21 protein-coding genes and 1 other RNA gene are annotated in these 24,932 nt (G+C 64.4%); 14 read left to right on the top strand and 8 right to left on the bottom strand.

Going from position 1 to position 24,932, the window contains the following annotated elements:
* Positions 1–6: 6 nt before the first annotated feature.
* From aroA to gyrA, 7 genes are all read right to left on the bottom strand, one after another.
* On the bottom strand, positions 7–1,311 hold the full coding sequence (gene aroA, locus F3J20_RS23675) for a 3-phosphoshikimate 1-carboxyvinyltransferase (RefSeq protein WP_167049507.1): 1,305 nt from the start codon (positions 1,309–1,311) through the stop codon (positions 7–9).
* An 18-nt stretch (positions 1,312–1,329) separates the two neighbouring features.
* Positions 1,330–2,271: a prephenate dehydrogenase/arogenate dehydrogenase family protein gene (locus F3J20_RS23670; RefSeq protein ID WP_167049509.1), complete on the bottom strand. Its 942-nt coding sequence runs from the start codon at positions 2,269–2,271 to the stop codon at positions 1,330–1,332.
* 71 nt (positions 2,272–2,342) lie between these two features.
* Entirely contained in the window at positions 2,343–3,470 is a 1,128-nt protein-coding gene (gene hisC, locus F3J20_RS23665; protein WP_167049511.1) for a histidinol-phosphate transaminase, read from the bottom strand.
* A 127-nt stretch (positions 3,471–3,597) separates the two neighbouring features.
* Positions 3,598–4,677 carry a prephenate dehydratase gene (gene pheA / locus F3J20_RS23660; RefSeq protein ID WP_167284694.1) on the bottom strand — a complete coding sequence of 360 codons (1,080 nt, stop codon included), beginning with the start codon at positions 4,675–4,677 and terminating at the stop codon, positions 3,598–3,600.
* A 65-nt stretch (positions 4,678–4,742) separates the two neighbouring features.
* Positions 4,743–5,825 (bottom strand): 3-phosphoserine/phosphohydroxythreonine transaminase, encoded by a 1,083-nt coding sequence (gene serC, locus F3J20_RS23655; protein WP_167284693.1) that lies wholly within the window; start codon positions 5,823–5,825, stop codon positions 4,743–4,745.
* 237 nt (positions 5,826–6,062) lie between these two features.
* On the bottom strand, positions 6,063–6,668 hold the full coding sequence (locus F3J20_RS23650; RefSeq protein ID WP_167049576.1) for a DUF2059 domain-containing protein: 606 nt from the start codon (positions 6,666–6,668) through the stop codon (positions 6,063–6,065).
* A 124-nt stretch (positions 6,669–6,792) separates the two neighbouring features.
* Positions 6,793–9,417, bottom strand: coding sequence for a DNA gyrase subunit A (gyrA, locus tag F3J20_RS23645; RefSeq protein WP_167284692.1), 2,625 nt, complete (start codon positions 9,415–9,417; stop codon positions 6,793–6,795).
* Between the two features lie 475 nt (positions 9,418–9,892).
* Here gyrA and ompA point away from each other — a divergent pair, with 475 nt between their 5' ends.
* The 4 genes from ompA (at position 9,893) to ssrA (ending at position 12,705) form a co-directional block, all read left to right on the top strand.
* On the top strand, positions 9,893–10,540 hold the full coding sequence (ompA, locus tag F3J20_RS23640) for an outer membrane protein OmpA (protein WP_167049519.1): 648 nt from the start codon (positions 9,893–9,895) through the stop codon (positions 10,538–10,540).
* Positions 10,541–10,702: 162 nt separating this feature from the next.
* Positions 10,703–11,401, top strand: a complete 699-nt coding sequence (ubiG, locus tag F3J20_RS23635) for a bifunctional 2-polyprenyl-6-hydroxyphenol methylase/3-demethylubiquinol 3-O-methyltransferase UbiG (protein WP_167049521.1) — start codon at positions 10,703–10,705, stop codon at positions 11,399–11,401.
* A 40-nt stretch (positions 11,402–11,441) separates the two neighbouring features.
* Positions 11,442–12,155, top strand: coding sequence for a phosphoglycolate phosphatase (gene gph / locus F3J20_RS23630; protein WP_167284691.1), 714 nt, complete (start codon positions 11,442–11,444; stop codon positions 12,153–12,155).
* Between the two features lie 180 nt (positions 12,156–12,335).
* Positions 12,336–12,705, top strand: a transfer-messenger RNA (tmRNA) gene (gene ssrA / locus F3J20_RS23625).
* Between the two features lie 140 nt (positions 12,706–12,845).
* On the opposite strand, the gene F3J20_RS23620 is transcribed toward ssrA, so the two are convergent.
* Complete coding sequence (locus F3J20_RS23620; protein WP_167284690.1) at positions 12,846–13,559, bottom strand: helix-turn-helix domain-containing protein; 714 nt, start codon at positions 13,557–13,559, stop codon at positions 12,846–12,848.
* A 165-nt stretch (positions 13,560–13,724) separates the two neighbouring features.
* Between F3J20_RS23620 and F3J20_RS23615 the strand changes: the two genes are divergently transcribed.
* The 10 genes from F3J20_RS23615 to F3J20_RS23570 all read left to right on the top strand — a co-directional run bounded on the left by F3J20_RS23615 (position 13,725) and on the right by F3J20_RS23570 (position 24,856).
* On the top strand, positions 13,725–14,426 hold the full coding sequence (locus F3J20_RS23615; RefSeq protein WP_167284689.1) for an RraA family protein: 702 nt from the start codon (positions 13,725–13,727) through the stop codon (positions 14,424–14,426).
* Complete coding sequence (locus tag F3J20_RS23610; protein WP_167284688.1) at positions 14,426–15,373, top strand: hydroxyacid dehydrogenase; 948 nt, start codon at positions 14,426–14,428, stop codon at positions 15,371–15,373. The genes F3J20_RS23615 and F3J20_RS23610 overlap by 1 nt, the downstream gene beginning before the upstream one ends.
* A gap of 24 nt (positions 15,374–15,397) precedes the next feature.
* On the top strand, positions 15,398–16,327 hold the full coding sequence (locus tag F3J20_RS23605; RefSeq protein WP_167284687.1) for an SMP-30/gluconolactonase/LRE family protein: 930 nt from the start codon (positions 15,398–15,400) through the stop codon (positions 16,325–16,327).
* Between the two features lie 135 nt (positions 16,328–16,462).
* Complete coding sequence (locus F3J20_RS23600; RefSeq protein WP_240162884.1) at positions 16,463–17,782, top strand: MFS transporter; 1,320 nt, start codon at positions 16,463–16,465, stop codon at positions 17,780–17,782.
* Between the two features lie 54 nt (positions 17,783–17,836).
* Complete coding sequence (locus tag F3J20_RS23595; RefSeq protein WP_167284685.1) at positions 17,837–18,991, top strand: porin; 1,155 nt, start codon at positions 17,837–17,839, stop codon at positions 18,989–18,991.
* 11 nt (positions 18,992–19,002) lie between these two features.
* On the top strand, positions 19,003–20,049 hold the full coding sequence (locus tag F3J20_RS23590) for an amidohydrolase family protein (RefSeq protein WP_167284684.1): 1,047 nt from the start codon (positions 19,003–19,005) through the stop codon (positions 20,047–20,049).
* Positions 20,046–21,329, top strand: coding sequence for an MFS transporter (locus tag F3J20_RS23585; RefSeq protein ID WP_167284683.1), 1,284 nt, complete (start codon positions 20,046–20,048; stop codon positions 21,327–21,329). The genes F3J20_RS23590 and F3J20_RS23585 overlap by 4 nt, the downstream gene beginning before the upstream one ends.
* On the top strand, positions 21,326–22,567 hold the full coding sequence (locus F3J20_RS23580) for an MFS transporter (RefSeq protein WP_167284682.1): 1,242 nt from the start codon (positions 21,326–21,328) through the stop codon (positions 22,565–22,567). Before F3J20_RS23585 ends, F3J20_RS23580 begins: the two co-directional genes overlap by 4 nt.
* 17 nt (positions 22,568–22,584) lie before the next feature.
* Complete coding sequence (locus tag F3J20_RS23575; protein ID WP_167284681.1) at positions 22,585–23,910, top strand: MFS transporter; 1,326 nt, start codon at positions 22,585–22,587, stop codon at positions 23,908–23,910.
* 1 nt (position 23,911) lies between these two features.
* Positions 23,912–24,856: an amidohydrolase family protein gene (locus F3J20_RS23570; RefSeq protein ID WP_167284680.1), complete on the top strand. Its 945-nt coding sequence runs from the start codon at positions 23,912–23,914 to the stop codon at positions 24,854–24,856.
* The last annotated feature ends 76 nt before the right edge of the window (positions 24,857–24,932 follow it).

Below are 24,932 nucleotides of genomic sequence, written 5' to 3'. Positions count from 1 at the left end.
GTTGAATCAGGGTTGGGCGAGCGCGGCGAAGCGCTCGAAATAATCGGGGAACGTCTTGCCGACGCACTTCGGGTCGTTGATGCGGACCGGCACGCCGCCCAGGCTCACGAGCGAGAAGCACATCGCCATGCGATGGTCGTCGTAGGTGTCGATCGCGGCGTTCGGAATCAGCTTTTCGGGCGGCGTGACGACAAGGAAATCCTCGCCCTCCTGCACCTTCGCGCCGACCTTGCGCAGTTCGGTCGCCATCGCGGCGATGCGGTCGGTCTCCTTCACGCGCCAGCTCGCGATGTTGCGCAGCGTGGTCGTGCCGTCCGCGAACAGCGCGGCGACGGCGATCGTCATCGCGGCATCGGGAATCAGGTTGAAGTCCATGTCGATCGGGTCGAGCTTGCCGTGATCGTTGCCGACGCCGCGCACTTCGATCCAGTCCTCGCCCATCTGCAGGTTCGCACCCATCCGGATCAGCGCATCGGCAAAGCCGACATCGCCCTGGATGCTCGCGCGGCCGACGCCCTCCACTTTCAGCGGGCCGCCGCCGAGCGCGCCCGCCGCAAGGAAATACGACGCCGACGACGCATCGCCCTCCACCATGATCCGGCCCGGCGACTGATAGCGCTGCCCCGCCGGCACGACGAACTGGTGCCAGCCGTGCCGCTCGACCTTGATGCCGAAGCGCTCCATCAGCTTGATCGTGATCTCGATGTACGGCTTCGAGATCAGTTCGCCCTCCACCTGCACGGTGGTGACGCCGCTCGCGGTACGCAGGAGCGGCAGCGTCAGCAGCAGCGAGGTCAGGAACTGGCTCGACACGTCGCCGCGCACGCGGATCGGCGCCTCGGCGGAAATCTGCGCGGGACGAATCCGCAGCGGCGGATAGCCTTCGTTCTGCTCGTAGTCGATCTGCGCGCCGATCTGCCGCAAGCCGTCGACGAGATCGCCGATCGGCCGCTCGTGCATGCGCGGCACGCCGTGGATCCGGTAGTCGCCGCCGTTCACGGCGAGCGCCGCGGTCAGCGGACGCACCGCCGTGCCCGCGTTGCCGAGGAACAGGTCGGCCGTGCGCGCGGTGAACGCGCCGCGCGTGCCGGTGACGACACAGGTGTCGCCGTCGCGCTTCAGACGCACGCCGAGCTTTTCGAGCGCGTCGAGCATCACGCGGGTGTCGTCGGAATCGAGCAGGTTCGTGATCGTCGTGTCGCCCTCGGCGAGCGCCGCGAGCAGTAGCACACGGTTCGAGATGCTCTTCGAGCCGGGCAGACGAACCGTGCCGGACGCACGGGAAAAAGGTCCGAGATCGAGGAATTCCATGATGAGTCCAGTTTCCGGTTATTTCGACGCGTCGCTGCCGGCCACGCCGGTTGCGCGCTGTTCCTGCCATTGACTGCGCGCGACGCGCGAGCGCGCGAACACGGCTTCGAGCGCGGCGCCGTCGCCGGCTTCGATCGCCGTGCGCAGGCGCGCGAGCACCGCGGTGTAAGCGTCGAGTTCGTCGAGCAACGCGGCCCGATTGGCGACGCACACGTCGCGCCACATTTCCGGGCTCGACGCGGCGATGCGTGTGAAGTCGCGAAAGCCGCCCGCCGCGAACGAGAACTTCAACGCGGCATCGGGCGAATTGAGAATCTGCTCGACGAGCGCGAACGACAGCACGTGCGGCAGATGGCTGACCGACGCGAACACGCGGTCATGCTGCTCGGGCAGCATGTCCCGCACGAGCGCGCCGGTTGCGCGCCACATCGCCGCGACCCGCTCGACCGCCTGCGGCGCATTCTCCGGCAGCGGACACAGCACGACGTTGCGATTCACGTACAGATCGGGCAAGGCGGCGTCGACGCCGCTCGACTCGCGCCCGGCAATCGGATGGCCCGGCACGAACTGGCCGATCCGCGCGCCGAGCGCCGCGCGCGCCGCGGCCACCACGTCGGACTTGGTGCTGCCCGCGTCGGTAACGATCGTGTTTGCATCGAGATACGGCGCGATGCGCTCGAGCAACGGCTGCGTCTGGGCGACCGGCGCCGCGAGCAGCACGAAATCCGCGCCGGCGAGCGCGGCGCGCAACGCGGCATCGTCGTCGAGCGACGCGGCGTCATCGATCACACCGAGCGCCAAGGCGCGCTCGCTCGACGCGGACGTCCGTCCCACGCCGATCACCGTGCGCGCCCCATCGGCCTCGCCGCGTTCGCGCAAGGCGCGCGCGAGCGATCCGCCAATCAGGCCGACACCGAAAATCACCAGCTTGTCAAAAGAAAACGCGGCCACGTCGGTCACACAGTCGGTTACACAATAAGCACGCCAGCCTCGCTGGGCGGGCGCGCGGTTCAAGAAGGATCAGCGCTGATTCACGCCAAAGGCGCGGCAAGCTCCGCAAGCGCCTTTTCGAGCGCCGCGACAAACGCGTCGTTTTCCTCGGGCAGCCCGATCGTAATACGCAGCCATTGCGGCAAACCGTAGTTGGCGACCGGCCGCACGATCACGGCCTGTTTCAGCAGCGAGAGGTTCACACGGGCGCCCGCCGAATCGTCGTTGCCGACGCGCACGAGCACGAAATTGCCCGCGGACGGCACGTATTCGAGGCCGAGCCGGTCGAACGCCTCGGTCAAACGACGATAGCCTTGCGCATTCAGCGCCGCGCTCTTTTCGAGAAACTCGCTGTCGTTCAGTGCGGCGATGGCCGCGGCCTGCGCGAGCGTATTCACGTTGAACGGCTGACGCAGACGGTTCAGCAGATCGGTCAATTCAGGCTGCGCGATCGCAAAGCCGATGCGCAAACCGGCGAGCCCGAACGCCTTCGAGAACGTGCGCGACACGAGCAGGTTCGGGTAGCGGCGCACCCAGTCGATCGAATCGTAGCGCTTGTCCGCCGGCAGATATTCGGTGTACGCCTCGTCGAGCACGACGACCACATGGCGCGGCACCTTGTCGAGAAACGCCGCGAGTGTCGGGCCGTCGACGAACGTGCCGGTCGGATTGTTCGGATTGGCGACGAAGACAAGCCGGGTGTCGTCGTCGATCGCGGCGAGCATCGCGTCGAGATCGTGACCATGACGCACCGCCGGCACAGCGATCGCGCGCGCGCCGACGCCCTGCGCCGCAAGCGCATAGACCATGAACGAATACTGCGAGAACACGACCGCCTGGCCTTTCTCGACGAACGCATGAGCGGCGAGTTCGAGAATGTCGTTGCTGCCGTTGCCGAGCGTGATCCACTCGGCCGGCACGCCGTAGCGCGCGGCGAGTGCCGCCTTCAGCTCGAAGCCGTTCGAATCCGGATAACGGCCAAGATCGGCGATCGCCTGCGCCATCGCGCGCTGCGCCGAGGCAGGCATGCCGAGCGGATTTTCATTCGACGCCAGCTTCACGATGCTCGCCTCTTCAAGATCGAACTCGCGGGCCACTTCCGAAATCGGCTTGCCGGCGATGTACGGCGCGATCGCGCGCACGTAGGAAGGGCCGAAAGACGCTGTCATGAAAAATCTCCGAACGACGATGATGGGTGAAACTGATGGGTGAAACACGCGCAAATATGCCGTCCGAACACCCGGATCAGACCGCCGGGCAACGCACTGCGCGTCGCACGGATTCCGCTGACCGCCCCTAGCGGGCGCGCGGATACGAGCCGAGTATCTTCAGGAACGCGGCCTTCTCGCCGAGTCCGGCCAGCGCGGCGGCCACGGCCGCATCGTCACGATGGCCCTCGATGTCGATATAGAAGTAATACTCCCACGTGCCGACGCGCGCCGGACGCGACTCGAAACGCGTCATCGACACGCCGTGGCGCGAGAGCGGCTCGAGCAGCTTGACCATCGCGCCCGGCTCGTTGGGAACCGACACGATCAGCGAGGTCTGGTCGTGGCCGCTCGGGCCGGTCGGCTGCTTGCCGATCATGACGAAGCGCGTGCGGTTGTGCGGGTCGTCCTGAATCAGCGCGTTGGTGACCTGCAGGCCGTAGTGGATCGCGGCGCGATCGCCGGCGACGGCGGCAACGCCCGGATCTTCGGCCGCCATGCGCGCGGCTTCCGCATTGCTCGACACCGCCTCGCGCTTCAGATGCGGCGCGTTCGTCGATAGCCAGCGCTGGCACTGCGCGAGCGCCTGCGCATGCGCGCATACGCGCGTCACACCGGCGAGACCGTTTTGCGTGAGCAGGTTGTGATGGATCGGCAACGCGAGTTCGCCGCCGATAATCAACTGCGTCTGCAGCAACAGATCGAGCGTGCGCGACACCGCGCCTTCGGTCGAATTCTCGACCGGCACGACGCCGAAGTCGGCGGCGCCCGCCTCGACCGCGCGGAACACTTCGTCGATCGACGGACACGGCAGCCCTTCGATCGACTGACCGAAGTACTCGTGCATCGCCTGTTCGCTATAGGTGCCGACCGGCCCGAGGTAGGCCGCCTTGAGCGTCTTTTCGAGCGCGCGGCTCGCCGCCATGATCTCGCGCCAGATCGCGCCGATATGCTCGTCCTTGAGCGGTCCCGCGCTCATCTCCTGCAAGCGCGCGATCACCTGCAATTCGCGCTCGGGGCGGAACACCGGCGCGTTGAAATGCTTCTTGACCTCGCCCACCTCGAGCGCGACCGACGCGCGCTGGTTCAGGAGCGCGATCAGTTGCGCGTCGAGCGCGTCGATACGATCGCGCAGAGGTTTGAGTCGTGTATTGAGTTCGTCGTCCATGCGTGAAAAATGGCTCTGCCGGGTAACTGCTGGAAAAGATGCGCGCGCCTGCCGGTCAATACGGCTCAGGCGCTGCGCTGTTCGAATTCCTTCATGTATTCGACAAGCGACTTGACGCCTTCGAGCGGGACGGCGTTATAAATCGACGCCCGCATGCCGCCGACGGACTTGTGGCCCTTTAGCTGCACCAATCCCCGCGCTTTCGCGCCGGTCAGGAAATCTTCGTTGCGCGACTCGTCGACGAGGAAGAACGGTACGTTCATCCGCGAACGCGAGCCACGTTCGACCTTGTTCAGATAGAAGCGGCTCGAATCGATCGCGTCGTACAGCAGCTTCGACTTTTCGAGATTGCGCGCTTCCATCGCCGCCAGGCCGCCCTGCTTTTTCAACCACTTGAACACGAGCCCGGCGATATAGATCGCGTAGGTGGGCGGCGTGTTGTACATCGAATTGTTTTCGGCGACGGTCTTCCATTCGAACGCCGACGGACAGATCGGCATCGCGCGATCGAGCATGTCCTCGCGCACGATCACGACCGTGACACCGGCCATGCCGATATTCTTCTGCGCGCCGCCGAACAGCACGCCGTATTTGGCGATGTCCATCGGGCGCGACAGGATATGCGACGACGCGTCCGCGACGAGCGGAATCTCGCCGAGATCGGGAATCTCGAACGTCTCGACGCCGTGAATCGTCTCGTTCGTGCACAGATGCACGTAGGCCGGATCGTCCGATAGTTGCCATTCCGAGTGCGCCGGCGCGCGCGTGAAGCCGCTCGCGGTCTGACCGGTCGCGGCCAGATGCACGGTGCCGTATTTCTGCGCTTCCTTGAACGACTTCTGCGACCACGAGCCAGTCACGACGAAGTCGGCGCGCGGCTTCGTGCCGAGCAGATTCATCGGCACGATGGCGTTTTCGCCGAGCCCGCCGCCCTGCAGGAACAGGATGCGATGACTGGCCGGCACCTGCAGCAGTTCGCGCAGATCGGTCAACGCTTCCTCGTGGATCGACATGAACTCCTTGCCGCGATGGCTCATTTCCATCACGCTCATGCCGCTGCCGTGCCAGTTGAGCATCTCGTCGGCTGCCTGGCGCAGCACTTCTTCGGGCATGGCCGCCGGGCCGGCGGAGAAATTAAAGACGCGCATGTGGAGTCCTGGAAGCGGGCGCGAAAAAACGGAATCGCGCGGGAAATCGGCGAAAAGACCTGCGAAATGGCTCGCCGAAAAAGAAAATGGCCGTCTGCGCCAGTGCGCAAACGACCATTATCGCATTGTCGCCGCCAACCCGCCACGCCGCGTGGCCCGGCGGCTGCGCCCTCCCGGGCATTGACCCGACGGACGCGGCGGCAGGCTGCGCACTCAGCGCAGCCGTGCGAGCGGAATTTACTTGGCGGCCGGCTTGACCGAGGCGACTTCCTTGTCGGCTTGAGCGCGCGTTGCCTTGATCGATTCCGGCATGTACTTCTGCATCAGACCGTTCACGACGTCGCGACCAACCTGATCCTGCACCTGGATGAACTTGCGGCCAGTCGGGCTCTTGTAGAACGTGGTCAGGTCCTTGATTTCCGACGTGCTGTAGTACTTCGCGTACGCGTCGTACTGAGCCTGCATTGCGTCCTGACGGAAGGCGTCCGTTGCGAACACCTGACCTGCGCCGTCGACCAGCTTCGGCACTGCGTTCTGCTGCAGCGACGGAACGGCAGCCTGCTTCTGCTTGTCCGTCAGCGTCTTGTTTTCGCTCAGCGCGTCCGACAGGATGGCCGGCACGAGCTGCTTGGCCTGCATCTGCGCGCTGTTGCCGATTGCACCGACCAGCTTCTGCGCGTCGATGGCGTCGAGCAGGTCCTTGATGGCAGCCTGCTTGGCCGGATCAACCGGTGCTGCGGCAGCAGCCGGTGCCGCCGGCGCCTGGTTCTGCAGCGCTTGAGCCATGGCGAAGGTCGGTACGAGGGCAGCCAGCAACATCAGTTGTTTGAATCGTTTTTGCATCATTACTCCCTAAGAGAAATTAACTTGAACCGCGCGCCTCGCTGGAAGCGCGTATCGGCCCGATACGCGAGGATTCGCAGCGTAGCTTCAACTTATTAACCGGGGCTGAAACCACCGGCACGGATCAGACCGCGCCGCCTTCGTCGTTGTCGCCTTCAGCGGGGCTTTCGGAATCGCTCTCCGCCTCGCCTTCAGCCTCAGCCACCTGTTGCAGACCGGACAGCTTGGTCCCTTCGTCAAGGCTGATGAGTGTAACACCTTGGGTTGCGCGCCCCATTTCGCGGATTTCCGAGACACGCGTGCGGATCAGCACGCCCGTCGTCGTGATCAGCATGATCTGCGCCTCCGGGCCCACCAGCGTCGCGGCGACGACCTTGCCGTTGCGCTCCGACGTCTGGATCGCGATCATGCCCTTCGTGCCGCGGCCGTGACGCGTGTACTCGGTGATCGAAGTGCGCTTGCCAAAACCGTTTTCGGTCGCGGTCAGCACCGACTGCTGCTCGTCGCCGGCCACCAGCAGCGCGATCACGCTCTGCCCGTCTTCGAGCTGCATGCCGCGCACGCCGCGCGCTTCACGGCCCATCGGACGCACGTCGTTTTCGTCGAAGCGCACCGCCTTGCCCGAATCCGAGAACAGCATCACGTCGTGCTGGCCGTCCGTAATGGCCGCGCCGATCAGGTAGTCGCCCTCATCGAGGCCGACCGCAATAATACCCTTGCGCAGCGGGCGGCTGAATGCTTCGAGCGGAGTCTTTTTTACCGTTCCTAACGCGGTAGCCATGAACACGAATTTGTCGGCCGAAAACTCCTTGACCGGCAGCACGACCGTGATCTTTTCGCCTTCCTGCAACGGGAACATGTTGACGATCGGGCGGCCGCGCGAATTGCGCGAGCCCTGCGGCACTTCGTAGACCTTGACCCAGTACACGCGGCCGCGGTTCGAGAAGCACAGGATGTGGTCGTGCGTATTGGCGATGAAGAGCGTGTCGATCCAGTCGTCTTCCTTCATCGAGGTGGCCTGTTTGCCGCGACCACCGCGCTTCTGGGCCCGATATTCGGACAACGGCTGCGATTTCACGTAACCCGCGTGCGACATGGTCACGACCATTTCCTGCGGCGTGATCAGGTCTTCGGTATTCAGTTCGGTCGCGTTCAGCTCGATCTTCGAGCGGCGCGCATCGCCGAATTCGGCCTTGATCGACGTGAGTTCCTCGACGATGATCGCCGAAATGCGTTCCGGGCGCGCCAGGATGTCGAGCAGGTCGGCGATCTGCGCCATGACGTCGCGATACTCGCCGATGATCTTGTCCTGCTCGAGACCGGTCAGGCGCTGCAGACGCATCTGCAGGATTTCCTGCGCCTGGGTGTCGGACAGACGGTAGAGGCCGTCGGCCTGCATGCCGAACGACGGATTCAGCCCCTCCGGACGGTAAGCCTCGCGGCCACCCGCCGTGGCGTTGTCGGCCTCGGCGCGCGACAGCATGTCGCGCACGAGCGACGAATCCCACGCGCGCGACATCAGTTCCTGCTTGGCGATAGGCGGCGTGGGCGCGGCCTTGATGAGCGCGATGAATTCGTCGATGTTCGCGAGCGCAACCGCGAGACCTTCGAGCACGTGGCCGCGTTCGCGCGCCTTGCGCAGTTCGAAGACCGTGCGCCGCGTCAGCACTTCCCGGCGATGCGACAGGAAGCACGTCAGCATTTCCTTCAGATTCAGCAGCTTAGGCTGGCCGTCGACGAGCGCGACCATGTTCATGCCGAAGGTGTCCTGAAGTTGGGTCGCCTTGTACAGATTGTTCAGCACGACTTCGGGCACTTCGCCGCGCTTCAACTCGATCACGACGCGCATGCCGCTCTTGTCGGATTCGTCGCGGATGTCGGAAATGCCTTCGAGCTTCTTCTCGTTGACGAGCTCGGCGATACGCTCGAGCAGCGAACGCTTGTTCACCTGATACGGCAGCTCGTCGACGATGATCGCCATGCGCTGGCCGCGGTCGATTTCCTCGAAGTGCGTGAGCGCGCGCATGACCACGCGGCCGCGCCCCGTGCGATAGCCGTCGCGCACGCCTGCCACGCCATAGATGATGCCGGCGGTCGGGAAGTCGGGCGCGGGGATGATCTCGATCAGCTCGTCGATCGTCGCTTCGGGGTTTTTCAGCAGATGCTGACAGGCGTCGACGACCTCGTTGAGGTTGTGCGGCGGGATGTTGGTTGCCATGCCGACCGCGATGCCCGACGAGCCGTTGATCAGCAGGTTCGGGATGCGCGCGGGCAGGATGGCCGGTTCGTTTTCGCTGCCGTCGTAGTTCGGCACGAAGTCGACCGTTTCCTTGTCGATGTCGGCCAGCAGTTCGTGGCCGATCTTCGCCATGCGGATTTCGGTGTAGCGCATGGCCGCGGCGTTGTCGCCGTCGACCGAACCGAAGTTGCCCTGGCCGTCGACCAGCATGTAGCGCAGCGAGAAGTCCTGCGCCATGCGAACGATGGTGTCGTAGACAGCCGTGTCGCCGTGCGGATGGTATTTACCGATGACATCGCCGACGATACGCGCCGACTTCTTGTACGCCCGGTTCCAGTCGTTGTTCAGCTCGTGCATCGCGTATAGCACGCGCCGGTGCACCGGCTTCAGGCCATCGCGGACATCGGGAAGCGCTCGCCCTACGATCACGCTCATCGCGTAATCGAGATACGAACGGCGCATTTCCTCCTCTAGGGAGATTGGCAGAGTCTCTTTGGCGAATTGATCCATTATCCGTATCTTTTACGTGCGAAGGCGACGGGTTCGCAGCACCTTCGCGTAAGCATTGCAGGCGCAACGCATCACGCGATTCTAACATGCCGGGCATCCGCCTCCGGCGATGGTACGTATACATATTAGAGGGCACGCGAGAACACCATTCCGACCTGCCACTTTCTGTCACGATCAGGCTCGATTCCTGCATGAGGCGATTCGCCGCTGAGCCAGGCCTGGCGTACCCGCGCGGCGAATATCTTTGTTGCGCATGCACCACAATTGAAGAGGGATTTGATGGGGGGCGGATTTTTTTTTCGTAGGAGGGGAACGATATGGCAAAATGCCAACGCACAAAGAGTCAGACGCTGCTCGAAGTCTACACAGACGTTTTTTGTTCTGCACCAATGTTATACTTCGAGCAATGTATGACTTGTCTTCGTCAACAGGCTCGCAGTAAACCTGCGGTAATCTCAATTTCGAGAGGAGAAATATGAATAAACTTTCAAAGCTCGCGTTCATTGCAGCTACCGCGGTTATGGCTGCATCCGCCATGGCACAGTCGGTGCCGGCGTCGCGACAAGCCACGAACGACAACTGGGTGAATGGCACCGGCGAATACGTGTGGATGAACGGCACGAACGAGCTTTGCTGGCGCGATGCATTCTGGACGCCGGCAACGGCTAACGCCAAGTGCGACGGCGCTCTGGTTGCTCAAGCTCCGACCCCGCCGGCACCGGTCGCTCCGGTCGCTCCGATCACCAGCCAGAAGATTACGTACCAAGCCGACGCTCTGTTCGACTTCGACAAGGCAATCCTGAAGCCGGCTGGCAAGGAACGTCTGAGCGAACTGGCAGCGAAGATTCAAGGCATCAACCTCGAAGTCGTGGTCGCTACGGGTCACACCGACCGTATCGGTTCGGACGCATACAACGACCGTCTGTCGATGCGCCGTGCTCAAGCTGTGAAGGCATTCCTGGTCAGCAAGGGCATCGAATCCAACCGTATCTACACGGAAGGCAAGGGTCGCCGCAACCCGGTCACGACCGGCTGCAACCAGAAGAACCGCAAGCAACTCATCGCCTGCCTCGCACCGGACCGTCGCGTGGAAGTCGAAGTTGTCGGTACGCCGAAGCAGTAAGCTGCGACTTACCGCAGTATCGAAAGCCCCGCTCTGGCGGGGCTTTTTTTATGCCCGCGCGCCTCATCGAGCCGGCACTTTTGCCGCCCCGTCTCTCGCCCTATATACTCGGGGTTTATCCTCGAGCGCTCGCTCACCGCTCTCATCGAGGCAGCTTTCGCCATGACCAACGCCGATCCCCACGAACTACAGAAATTCAGCGACCTCGCGCATCGGTGGTGGGACCCGAATGCCGAATTCAAGCCGTTGCACGAACTCAACCCGATTCGCCTCGGCTGGATCGACGCTCACGCGCATCTGGCTGGCAAAAAAGTGCTGGATATCGGTTGCGGCGGCGGCATTCTGTCGGAATCGATGGCGAGTCTCGGCGCTCATGTGAAGGGCATCGACCTGTCGACGCAGGCACTCGGCGTCGCAGATCTGCACAGCCTTGAAAGCGGTGTAACAGTCGATTACGAAGAAATCGCCGCCGAAGCACTCGCTGCCCGCGAACCGGCCACCTACGACGTGGTCACCTGCATGGAAATGCTCGAACACGTGCCCGAGCCGGCCGCAATCGTCGACGCCTGCAAGAAACTCGTGAAGCCGGGCGGCTGGGTGTTCTTCTCCACCTTGAACCGCAACGTGAAGTCGTACCTGTTCGCGGTGATCGGCGCCGAATACATCGCGCGGATGCTGCCCAAGGGCACGCACGACTATGCGCGCTTCATCCGTCCATCGGAACTCGCGGGCTTCGTGCGCGCCGCCGGCCTGCACACGACCGACATCAAGGGCATCGTCTATAACCCGCTCAGCAAGCATTTCGTGCTGTCGGCCGACACGAGCGTCAACTACATGCTCGCCTGCCGCCTCGACACCTGAACGTCCCGACCCGCTTTGACCCGCCGCCTCCGATCGAACAATGAGCGACCCGACTCCCCTACCCCAACGCGAAGACAATGACGACGCACTCGGTCTTTGCCAGGCCGTGCTTTTCGACCTCGACGGCACGCTAGCCGACACGGCACCCGATCTCGCGGCGGCCGTCAACAAGATGCGCCACGATCGCGGACTCGACATGGTCCCGCTCGAAAAGCTGCGTCCACTCGCGTCCGCGGGTGCGCGTGGGCTGATCGGCGGCGCGTTCGGCATTGGACCGGATCATCACGAATTCACCTCGATGCGCGAGGAATTCCTCGCCAACTACGAAGCGGATCTGTGCATCGAGACCACGCTCTTTCCGGGCATCGCCGAAGTGCTCGACGAACTCGACGCGCGCGGCGTGCGCTGGGGCATCGTCACGAACAAGGTCGCGCGGCTCACCGAGCCGCTGGTCGCGCAACTCGGCCTCGAGGAACGGGCGGGCTGCGTGGTGAGCGGCGACACCACCCCGCATCCGAAGCCGCATCCCGCGCCCTTGCTGCATGCCGCACGTGACCTCGACGTAGCGCCGGAGCGCATCGTCTATGTCGGCGACGACCTTCGCGACGTGCAGGCGGGCTTTGCTGCCGGCATGAAAACCGTCGCCGCGGCATACGGCTATTGCGGCAACGATATCCCGCCGACGCAATGGCACGCGCAGCACGTGGTCAGATCGCCGGCTGAGTTGCAGAAGCTGCTGCGCGAAATCAGCTGATTACGTGACGCCAATTCGCCAGCATCGCAGCCGTATCGCGCCGATCCGACACACTTGCTGACACTGTTGCGCTGCATCCGCATTGGCGCGCCGTCAACCGGAAGTACGCGGAAACACGACGCGGCCGTCGATCTATTGTAAAATCTCCACTTGGCTCATAGATTCAGAGCAACGAACCGCGGGGGCGACCTGGTTTCGACAGGGGTTGCGAAGCGGCTAGGGCATGTCGAGGACCCGTCACCTCGTTAATCAATGGGAAAAACGTAACTGCAAACGACGATACGTTCGCACTGGCAGCCTAAGGGCCGCCGTCCTCTGCCTAGTTCACTGACGGGCTAGTGTCGCAAGACCGGTAGCAATACCGACAGAGGTCATATACGTCAGTTAAGCCTTGGCGGCGTCACGACGTCCGGGTCGAAAATCTAGTGAATCGCCGTAGCGCAGCGTGTTCGTCCGCGTCGCTCCGGTTAAATCAAAAGACAGAACTAAACATGTAGAACTGGTCGTAGAGGACTTCTGGACGCGGGTTCGATTCCCGCCGCCTCCACCAAACATTGATTGAACACAAAACCCCGTAAGCCGCAAAAGCTTACGGGGTTTTTGTCTTTTCCGGCTCAACCATCGAGCCCGTCACCCGGGCGACAACTGCTCCCGAGCGAATTGGCACCGCGCCTACTCCGCTCCCCGGGTCTACGCACCACCATACATGCGCTCGCAGAGCCCAACGCTCGCCCCGAGCTTGCGCGAAAGATCGAACGCTGCGCGTAGCTGCAGGCCTTTGAACTCTCCCGACTCGTGGGCCGCCTCGAGCCTCGATGCCGGCCCGGACAGCGTAAGCGCGGCCACGCACTTGTCTTCCGCACCGAAAACCGGTGTGGCGAAGGCGGCCGTATGCTGGTCGCGCGCGCCGGAAGTGAAAAGCGGAATGTCCGGCGTGGCATCGAAAATCGGCTCGCCCAATGCCCAGAACCGCAGGACGCATCCAATCGCCGTATCGTCGAGCGGCAGAGAGGTTCCGGGAAGCCGCGTCTCGCGCAAACCCTCCGCCGGCTCCGCCCTGAACAGGCAAAGACGCTGGGAATTCCCGAGAACGTAGTACGATGCGCTTTCCTTCGTTGCGGCGGCCAGTGCGTGCAGAATCGGCTCGACCACCGACGACAGATGGAAGGATTGCTCGTAGAGCTTCCCGAGATACAGCACCCTCGGACCCAACGAATACATCCCCGCCTCCGAGCGTATGACGTAGTTCGTCCGCTCCAGCGAATTCATCAGGCGATACACCGTCGTCTTGTGCATGCCCGACGCCTGCGCGAGCGCGGCGAGCGACAGCGCTTCCGCGCCAGGCTTGAAGCAATCGAGCAGCGCCAGCGCCTTTTCAACTGACTGAACCCCTTCGTTTCCCATCGCAATCCCCGAATTGGTCGACCGGAGAATTGTACATCGTACAACGTCGTTTTATACCGTAAAAGGGTAAACACCAGTGGATACCGATTAATCGCGCGGCTAAAGTAGTTTCATTAAGTACAACACAGTTGTACATTGTACAACTCAATACATGAGGCTACTCCCATGAGCGCAATTTCCAACGCAACTCCCGCCATCGTTCGCGACTTCGAACGCGTTTCACCTGAACTCGTCGAGGCCGCGTCCCGTTTTCAGGCCGCCATTCTTGCCGACGTTGCCGGCCGCCGCGGCACCCTGCACGGCCGCGTCAAGCCCCTGTCGCCGAACATGAAGGTCGCGGGCCCGGCCGTGACCGTCGAAGTCCGCCAAGGCGACAACCTCGCCATCCATGCCGCGCTCGCCATCGCCAAACCCGGCGACGTGATCGTCGTCGATGGCAAGGGCGATCAGAGCTGCGCGCTCATCGGCGAAATCATGGCGACCCAGGCGCACGCAAGCGGCTTCGCCGGCTTCGTGATCGATGCGGCCGTGCGCGACTCGCACGAACTCGCGAACGGCGCGTTCCCGGTCTTCTCGGCCGGCCTGAATCCGTGCGGCCCGACCAAGGGCGTCGCGGGTCGCGTGAATCATCCGATCGCCGTTGCCGGTGCCGCGGTCAAACCGGGCGACCTCATCGTGGGCGACGCCGACGGCGTCGTCGTGATTGCGCGCGAAGAAGTCGAGCAGATTCTCGTGCTCGCGCAGAAGAAGCTCGACGCGGAAACGGCGCGTATCGCCGCGATCCGCAACGGCGAGGCGCTGCGGCCGGCCTGGGTGGAAAAGGAATTGCGCGCGGCCGGCATGCTGGCCGAAGGCGAGGCGCTGTAATGCAAACGGCCAACCAGAAACCTGTCGTGCTCGTCACGGCGGCGGATCTCGCGCCGCAAGCGCTCGCGTTGCTCGACCGCTTCGAGGTGGTCTTCGCGGGCAAGCAGCCGACCGAGGACGACATCGTCACGCTGTGCGCACAGTACAAGCCGGTCGCGATCATCGTCCGGTATGGCAAGGTCAACGCGCGCATCATGGATGCCAGCGAAAACCTGCGGGTCATTTCCAAGCACGGCAGCGGCATCGACGTGATCGATCAGGACGCCGCGGCGCAACGCGGCATCGCCGTTCGCGCCGCGGCCGGCGCAAACGCGGCCGCCGTCGCCGAGCATGCCTGGGCGCTGATTCTCGCGTGCGCCAAGTCCGTGACCCAGCTCGATGGGCGCATGCGTGCCGGACATTGGGACAAGTCGACGCATAAGTCGGTCGAGCTCAACGGCCGCACCCTCGGTCTCGTGGGTCTCGGCGCGATCGGCCGGCGGGTCGCCGCTGCGGCCCAGGCCTTCGACATGCAGGTGATCGCGTTCGATCCCTATACGAAGGAAGCCCTCGCCGGCGTAAAGCTCGTCACGCTCGACGAGCTTTACGCATCGGCCGACGTGGTCTCGCTGCACTGTCCGCTGACGGCCGAAAACCGCCAGATGATCGATCGCGAAACGCTCGCCAGGCTCAAGCCGGGCGTCATTCTCGTCAATACCGCACGCGGCGGACTCATCGACGAGCCCGCACTCGTCGACGCCCTCGCCAGCGGCCAGGTGCGCGCGGCAGGTCTCGACAGCTTCGACGTCGAACCGATGGCGCATCCCCACCCGCTCCAGCGCGTGACCAACGTGATCCTGTCGCCGCATATCGGCGGCGTGAGCGACGCGGCCTACGTGAACATGGGCAAGGGTGCGGCGGCGAATGTGCTCGCAGCGATCGAAGAGCACGCCCAACGCCTCGTGTGATCGGCGCCAGAGTCAGAGGTTGATATGTATTTGCTCAAGTCCCCGGAAGTCCGCGAAGCGGAAGTCTTCACCCGCATGCCGGAGCGTTTTCGCAAGCCCGGCGTGCAGACCGAATGGGCGCGCGCCAATCGCGGCGGTCAGTCGACCGATTCGTTTCTCGAAGGCCCGGTCTGGAGTCCTTCGGGTCATCTCTACGTGACCGACATTCCGCATGGCCGCATCTTCCGCATTGCCGGCGACGGCGAGTGGGAACTGATCGCCGAATACGACGGCGAGCCCAACGGCATGAAGCGGCTCGACGACGCCCACCTGCTCATCACCGACTATCGCAACGGGCTGATGCGGCTGGACATCGAGCGCGGCACAGTGTCGCCTTATCTCGAGCGCCGCAATACCGAGCGCTTCCGGGGCGTCAACGATCTGACCTTCGACTCGGCCGGCAATCTGTACTTCACGGATCAGGGGCAGACAGGTCTGCACGATCCGACCGGGCGCGTCTACCGTCTTTCGCCGCAGGGCAAGCTCGATATGCTGCTCGGCAATTGCCCGAGCCCCAACGGCCTCGTGCTCTCGCCCGACGAAAAGGTGCTCTACGTCGCGATGACACGCGGCAATTGCGTGTGGCGCGTCCCGCTTCAGGCGGACGGATCGGTCAGCAAGGTCGGGCAGTTCTTTACCTCGTATGGCCCGAGCGGCCCGGACGGACTCACCATCGATACGGCGGGACGCCTGTTCGTCGCCAATCCCGGTCTTGGCCGTGCGTGGGTCCTCAATCACCTGGCGGAACCCGAAGTTGTCCTGACCAGTCCGGCAGGCGCATCGCTCACCAATCTTTGCTTTGGCGGGCCCGACATGAAGACGCTCTTCATGACTGAATCCGTCTCGGGAACCGTCCTGCGAGCCGACATGGATATCGCCGGCCCGCTTCCTCAGCAGGCCAGGCACACTCACTAGCCGGCATCCAGGCGGATCGCTGCCGCGACCCGCCCGTCCGATCAGAACACGTTGCGCCCGGCGAGGCGCAATGGAGGAGCGCACATGCAAGTTTCCCGAACCTTGAGCGCGAACAGCGCGCCGCCCGACAACCCCATGCCCGGGCATCCGGCAATGCACCCGGAGCACTATGCCGCCAGCGAGCGCACGCTCGCCAAGGCCTATCGCCGGATATTGCCGTTCATTTTCGCGTGCTACGTGGTCAGTTATCTCGACCGCACCAACGTCGGATTCGCAGCACTGACGATGAACCGCGAGCTCGGCCTCACCGCCCAGGAATTCGGCCTGGGCGCCGGGCTCTTTTTCATCGGCTATTTCCTGTTCGAAATCCCGAGCAATCTGATCATGCAGAAGGTCGGCGCGCGCGTCTGGATCGCCCGAATCATGATTACGTGGGGCCTGATTTCGATGGCGACGGCTTTCGTCACGGGGCCGAAGAGCTTTGCCGCCGCCCGCTTCCTGCTCGGTCTCGCGGAAGCCGGCTTCACGCCCGGCATCTATCTGTACTTCACGCACTGGTTCCCCGGCAGATGGCGCGCGAAGATCACGGCGGCCTTCCTCGTCGGCATTCCGGTCGCGAACATGATCGGCTCGCCGATCTCCGGAGCGCTGCTGCAACTGGGCGGCCTGCACGGGCTGCTCAGCTGGCAATGGCTTCTGCTCGCGGAAGGCTTGCCGGCCATCCTGCTCGGCATCGTGTGTCTCTTCGTGCTGGCCGACCGTCCGGAGAAAGCGCGCTGGCTGAGCGAGGAAGACAAGCAGTTCCTCGCGCAACGCCTCGCGCTCGAACAGCAGGGCATCGCCAGAAAACATGGCGCCAGGCTGCGCGACGCCATGACGAACTGGCGAGTCTTCGTGCTGGCGTTCGTCAACTTCTGCGGGATTGTCGGCTCGATCGGCGTCGGCTTGTGGATGCCGCAAATCATCAAGCAATTCGGTGTCAGCCATGCGGTCGTCGGCTGGCTCGCGGCGATTCCCTACGCGCTCGGCGCCGTGCTCATGCTGGTGTGGGCGAGAGTCGCCAACCGCGCGTCGAACCGCGTACCCTACGTGGCGGGCGCGCTGCTCCTCGCCGCGGCGTCGCTCGCCGTCAGCACGGTGCTCGACGTCCCGACGCTCAAGCTGATGGCGCTGTGCCTGACGGTCAGCGGCATCCTCGCCTTCCAGGCAACCTACTGGGCGATCCCGTCGGGATTTCTCACGGGCCGCGCCGCGGCAGGCGGCCTCGCGCTGATCGTCTCGGTCGGCAACCTCGGCGGCTTTGTCGGGCCGTCGATGATCGGTGGCATCAAGGAGTTCTCCGGCAACTTCACCGCGCCTTTGCTCGCGGTGGCGTGCGTGATGCTGGTCGGCGCCCTGACGATCGCGTGGCTGGGAGACCCCGGCGCGGACGCCGGCGAAGCCTCGCGCACCTGACACCGTTGCCTCACCCATAACTTCAATAGACCTAAACGACTTTCCGGAGACATCATGCCGTACAAAAAGGCCGTCACGACCTTCGCCACCCAGCCTCCCGTTCCGTTGCGCGCCGCCGCTGCACTGGCCGCGCTCGCGCTCACTCCTCTCGCGGCGCATGCGCAAAGCAGCGTGACGCTTTATGGCATCGTCGATGTCGGTGTGGAGCACATCAACAACACGCCGACGGGCGGCGCAGTGACCCGCGAGGTCTCGGGCAATCTCTCGGGTTCGCGCTGGGGTTTGAAGGGCATCGAGGATCTCGGCGGCGGGATGCAGGCGATCTTCACCCTCGAAAACGGCTTCAACATCAACGACGGCACGCTCGCGCAATCGACCAAGGGGCTGGGCGCCAATGCGGCCACCACCTCGCGCCTTTTCGGCCGCCAGGCCTGGGTCGGCCTCGCGTACGGCAATCAGAAGCTGACCTTCGGCCGGCAGAACTCGGTCTTCTACGATCAGGCGGTCGTGTTCGATCCGATGGGCGCGTCGTCGCGCTATTCGACCTTGTCGGTCGACTACGCAGCCGCGGGGCGCATCGACAACGCCGCGAAATACGTCGGCGCGTTCGGGCCCGTAACCGTTGCGGCCATGTACAGCACGCGCTATGACACGGGATACGGCAGCGAAGTGCCGGGCGCCCAACTGACCGGCCGCTACTTCGGCGGCTCGCTTACTTACGCGCGCGGCCCGCTCGCGGCGAGCGTGTCCTACGAACAGCGCAACAGCAACACCGTCGCCACGAACACCGCCACGGAGCGCCGCGCGGTCGCGGCGGCAACGTATGCCATCGGCAGCCTGAAGGCATTCGCCGGCTATCGCTATCTGCAGGCGTCGAACGCGTTCCTGCCTGCCAATCCGATCGCGCTCGCGAACGGTGCGCAGTCGAGCGCCGCCAATCTGTACTGGGCCGGCGCGCTCTATAACTTCACGCCGGTTTTCTCCGTCACCGCGTCGGCCTACTACCAGGACGTCCATTCGACGAGCGCCGATCCCTGGATGGCGGTGCTCAGCGCCGACTACCTGCTCTCGAAAAGCACCGACCTCTACGCGACCGCCGGCTTCGCGCGCAACAAGGGCAACTCCGCGCTCGGCGTGAACGGCTACGGCACCGTCGCGGCGGGCTACGACCAGACCGGCTTCGTGGTCGGCATGCGCAAGAAGTTCTAGGCGGCGAGGCCATGCAGATCGTCCACGCCCCTCACCTGCCCATCCGGGAAAACTGGCTCGCGCGGCGGCGCGAGGAAGTGTTGCAGCCGGAGCTCGCCATCGTCGACGCGCACCATCACCTGTGGGACCGGCAGACGGGCCGCTACCTCGCCGACGAATTGCGGCAGGACACGGGCGGCGGCCATCGCATCGTCTCGACGGTCTACGTGCAGTGCCGCTCCATGATGCGAAGCCACGGCCCCGACGCCATGAAGCCCGTCGGCGAAGTCGAATTCGCCAACGGCGTCGCCGCGATGTTCGCCAGCGGTGCCTATGGCGCTTCGCGCTGCTGCGAGGCCATTGTCGGCGGCGCGGACCTCGCGCTCGGTCACGCCGTCGCACCGGTGCTCGAAAAGATGCTCGACGTCTCGGACGGGCGGCTGCGCGGCATTCGCAATCCGCTCGCATGGCATGACAGCGAGGCGGTGCGGTCGAGCCCGGTCGTGCCGCCGCCCGATCTCATGCAGCGCCGGTCGTTTATCGACGGTGTGCAAACGCTCGCGACATACGGTCTCAGTCTCGACGCCTGGGTCTATCACACCCAGCTCGATGCGCTCTACGACCTCGCCGTGCAAGCGCCGAACGTGACGATCGTGATCGATCACTTCGGCGGTCCGCTCGGCATCGGGCCTTACATCGGCGAGCAGGCCGAAGTGCGACGCGCCTGGACGGCCGCACTGCGGCGCCTCGCGCATCTGCCGAACACCCGCATGAAACTCGGCGGCGCCGGCCTGACCGTATTCGGTTTCGACTTCGCGGCGGCCGAACTCCCGCCGTCGTCCACCGACCTCGCGGCCGCGTGGGCGCCGATGTTCGAGACCTGCGTCGAGCTTTTCGGCGCGCAACGCTGCATGTTCGAAAGCAATTTCCCGGTCGACAAGGGGATGTTCGGCTACACGGTGCTCTGGAACGCCTTCAAGCGCCTGGCAGGCAGTGCGTCGCCTGACGAGCGTGCCGCGCTGTTCAGCGGAACCGCCGCGTCGACCTACGGGTTGGACCTATCAGGAGACAAGACATGAAACCGGAAACGGCGACGGTAGCGACCGCGGCAAGCGGCGCCAGCACGCACGCGAAGGGGTACCGCGACATCTCGCGCGCGGAATGGCGCTCGCTGTCACTGGCGGGTCTGGGCTGGACCTTCGAGAGCTACGACTCCTTTCTCCTGTCGCTGCTGTTGCCCACGCTGGCCTTGCAGTTCGGCCTGAGCAAAGCGCAGCTCGGCCTCTTCACGAGCATCACCGCCGCCGGGCAGATCGTCGGCGGCATTCTCTTCGGCTATGTGTCGGATCGCCTCGGCCGCGTGCGTACGGCGTTGCTGTGTATCGGCATTTATTCACTGTTCTCAGGACTGCTTGCGTTTGCGCCGAACGAGCACTGGTTCGCCGTCTCGCGATTCTGCGGCGCGTTGGGCATGGGCGGCATGTGGACGGCCGGCGCCGCGCTCGTCGCCGAAACCTGGCATGCGAGCCGGCGCGGCAAAGGCGGCGCGCTCATGCAGATGGGGCTGCCGATCGGCGCGATCATCGCCATCAGCGTGGCGGGCATCGTGAGCATGGCTAACGGCGGACTCGCCGGCAACGGCTGGCGCCTGCTGTTTCTGATCGGCGCGCTGCCGTTCTTCATTCTCTTCTGGGTCGCGCGCAAGACGCCCGAATCGCCGATCTGGCTCGAACGCAAACAGGCCGCGCGGCACGACAAGGCGCATCCGTCCGCCGCTGCCACGCAGCTCAACGTGCGGGGTTTGCTGACCGCGTTCACGTTCATCTTCTTCCTGCAATACCTGTACTGGGGCGTTTTCACGTGGACACCCACGTTCCTCGTGACGGTGAAGCACCTCGACTTCGTGCACAGCCTCAAGTTCGTTCTCGCGTTGCAGTTCGGCGCCATCTCGGGCTTCCTGCTGTTCTCGGCCTTCGTCGACAGGATCGGCCGGCGGCCCATGTTCATCGCTTATCTGCTCGTGGGCGCAGCAGCCGTAGGCGTCTATATCTTCTCCGCGAATCCGTTGCTGCTGATGGCCGCGATCTTTCTCACCGGGTTCGGCGTGAACGGCATCTTCGCGGGTGCGGGCCCCTTTCTCGCCGAGATCATCGGCGACACGGCCTCGCGCGGCTTTCTCATGGGCCTCGCCTATAACGGCGGACGGCTCGGCGGCTTTATCGCGCCACTCGTCATCGGTGCGCTGGCTTCGAGCGCCGGCGGCTTCGTGCTGGGCCTCGCGACCACGATCGTCGCGTTCGTCGCGGCGGCGATCGTCGTGTTCTTCGCGCCGGAAACGCGCGGCAAGGCACTCGCATGAACACGACGGCACGGCAGCCCGGCTTCTACGACCGGCTGTTTCCGGCGCTCGCCGAACCGGCTTTGCGCCGCTACGCGTGCGGCCAGGTCGTTTCGGTGCTCGGCAGCTGGACCCAGAACATCACGCTGAACCTGCTCGTGTACCACCTGTCGGGCATGGCATCGGTGCTGGCGCTGCTGAATTTTCTGCTGTACGGGCCGCAACTCGTGGTCGCGCCGCTGGCGGGATCGCGCATTCACTCGGCCAACGCGCGGCGCACGACGCTCTGCGTGCTCGGCACGTCGATGCTGCTCACGATGAGCCTGCTCACGCTCCGGCTGCTGGGGCTGCTCGGCGTCAAGCTGATCCTGCTGCATGCGCTTGCCATCGGTATGTCGAGCGCCGTGGAAACGCCCTCCCGCCAGATGCTGCTGGTGACGAGCCTGCTCGATCAGCGACTCACGTCCAATGCGGTTGCCATGAACACGATGGTCTACAACGTGGGGCGCATGGTCGGCCCGAGCATCGCCGGCTTCGTCTATCCGGCGTTCGGGCCCGGCGCCGCATTTGGCGTGTATGCGTGCGCGCTGGCCGTGATGGCACTGTGCGTGCGTTCGATGAAAACCACCGGCGCGCCGCGCGCGGCACGCGCGGATAGCGGCCTGAGAGACGCGGTGGGCTACGTGATGTCGGACGCGTTTTCGGCGCGCTACCTGCCGATCCTCGCCTGCATCGGACTCTTCGCCGCAAGCTACCAGACGCTGGTTCCGCTGTTGGCCGACCGCGCCTATCACAACGCCGCGCACTATACGGGCCTCTTCTTCGCCGCGGCCGGCAGCGGATCGCTCAGCGCGGCGGTGCTGCTTTCGTCGGCCTGGGGGCCGCGCGCCTCGGCACGGCTGCTCGCGCTCGCGCCGTGGAGCGCCATCGCGGCACTGCTCGTGCTCGCCTCGACGAACGACATCGGCCTGTCGATCCCGGCGTTCTACGCGCTCGGATTCAGCTTGACCTTTTCGGCGACCTCGACCAACGCAACGATCCAGCAGCGCTGCCCCGAGCAGGTGCGCGGCGGCCTCGTGGGCATGTACGGCATGGCCTACAACGGCACGACGCCGTTCGGCTATCTGCTCGCGGGAACCGCCGCCGAAGCGCTCGGCGTGCGCAATACGTTCAGCGTCATGGCGTTCGTCCTCGCAAGCTGCGTCGTCGCGATCCACGTTTTACATCACATCCGACTGCGCCGCTCCGGCGCACAATAACGGCAGGAGACTCACTCATGCAATTCAACGGCAGCGCCGCTGCATCCGCGCTCGAGCAGCAGACCCTTCGCAAGGTCGTCTGGCGGCTCGTGCCCTTCCTCATGCTCTGCTACCTGCTCGCGTTCATCGACCGCGGCAACGTCGGCATGGCGTCCCTGCAGATGAATCACGACCTCGGACTTTCACCGCGCGTTTTCGGGTTCGGCAGCAGTCTCTTCTTCGTCTCGTACTTCTTCTTCGAAGTGCCGAGCAACATGGCGCTGCAACGCTACGGCGCGCGTATCTGGATTGCCCGCATCATGATTACGTGGGGACTCGTTTCAACGGCCACCGCGCTGGTGCGCACGCCGACCGGTTTCTACGTGCTGCGCTTTCTGCTCGGCGCGGCCGAGGCCGGTTTCTTCCCCGGCGTGCTGCTTTACCTGTCCTACTGGGTTCCTGCGAAGTATCGCGCCCGCATCGTCGCCACCTTCATGGTGGCGATTCCCGCCGCGAGCTTCATCGGCTCGCCGATCTCGGCGGCCCTGCTGCAACTCGACGGCTTCGCGGGGCTGCGCGGCTGGCAATGGCTCTTCATCCTCGAAGGCATTCCGACCGTGCTGCTCGGCCTGGTCTGCCTCGTGCTGCTGACCAACAAGCCGGACGAAGCGCGCTGGCTGTCGGCCGGCGAGCGCGAGTGGCTGACCGGCGCCATCGCGAGCGAAGCGCGCGCTCCCAGCAAAGTCCCGCCGATGCCGCTCGCGAAACTGTTTCGCAATCGCTATGTGCTGTGTCTCGCGCTCGTCGATGTGTGCGCCTCCGGCGCGGGCAGCACGCTTTCCGTGTGGCAGCCTCAATTGCTGAAGTCGTATGGCTTGACGGTCATGCAGACCGGTCTGCTCAACTCGGTGCCCTACGCGCTGTCGTCCGTTCTCATGGTGTACTGGGGACGACGCTCGGACCGGCTGCAGGAACGGCGCTGGCATACGGTGATTCCGATGCTGCTCATCGGCCTCGGCCTGTTCGGCACGTCGCTGAGCGGTTCGCTTTTGCCCACCCTGACGATGCTGTGCGCGGTGCTGGTCGGCGCCTATGCCTTCAAGGGGCCGTTCTGGGCGCTCGCCTCCAGCATGCTGTCCAACAGCACGGCCGCGGCGGGACTCGCGACCATCAACGCGATCGCCAATCTGCTCGGCGGCGGCCTGATGGTGAACGTCTACGGCTGGGTCAAGGAAGCCACGGGCAGCTACGCGCTCGCGCTGATGCCGCTTGGCCTGCTGACGCTCGTGAGTGTGGCGACGCTCCTGCTGCTGAGCCGCCCGGGCCCCGATCAACGCGTGCCGAATAAAGTCGAGGTGGTTTGACATGCCCGATATCAAACGCCGCCAATTCCTCGGCATGCTCGGTGCGGGCAGCCTCGCCGCCGCACTGCCCCGTCTCGGCGAGTGCGCCGGGATCTGGTCCAGCGGCACCGAGCGGCCATCGTTCAGGCTTCCTGAAGGTACGGTGGACTGCCATATGCACATCTACGACGACCGCTTTCCGAGCGCGCCGGGCACCACGCTGCGGCCGCCCAATGCGACCGTCGGGCAATACCGGCAGATCCAGCAGCGTCTCGGCATGCGCCGCAATGTCGTGGTGACGCCGTCGACCTACGGCACCGACAACCGCTGCCTGCTGGACGCGCTGAAGCAGTTCGGCGCCGACGCGCGCGGCGTGGCGGTCGTGGATACGTCCGTCACCGACGCCGGGCTTGCGCAGATGAACGAAGCGGGCGTTCGCGCCATACGCTTCAATCTCAGCTATCCGGGCGCCACGACCGTCGAGATGCTCGCGCCGCTTGCGGCCCGTGTCGCGCCGCTCGGCTGGCACATCGAGCTGGTCGTGCAGGGCGCGAAGCTGCCGGCGCTGGAGAAGCACCTGCTCGCGTTGCCGTGCCCTCTCGTGCTCGATCACATCGCGCATGTTCCGCAGCCGGACGGCCTCGGCTCGGATGCCATGAAGAGCGCGCGCAAACTGGTCGAGCGCGGCAATACCTGGGTGACGCTCTCGGGCCCGTACGTCGATACGAAAAGCGGCGCGCCCGAGTATGCCGACGTCGCGCCGGTGGCGAAGGCGTTCATCGCGATGGCGCCCGAGCGCATGCTGTGGGGCACCGACTGGCCGCATCCCACGGAAAAAACCACCAAGCCCGACGATGCGGGATTGGTGGATGTGATCGCTTCGTGGATCGGCCGGAGCGATTGGCAGCGGATGATCTTCGCGTCCAATCCGGAGAAGTTATACGGGTTTCCTCAGATCGCCCGTTGAGGGCGTTTGCCGCGCGAGGGATGGTGTCGCGTTTTTTCACGTTTTGTCACGACAAGGCCGGCGGTGGAGCCGCCCT

Origin of the sequence: Paraburkholderia sp. Cy-641 (assembly GCF_011752945.1) — a bacterium.
Classification (GTDB): Bacteria; Pseudomonadota; Gammaproteobacteria; order Burkholderiales; family Burkholderiaceae; genus Paraburkholderia.
This window is presented reverse-complemented; position numbering and strand designations above follow the sequence as displayed.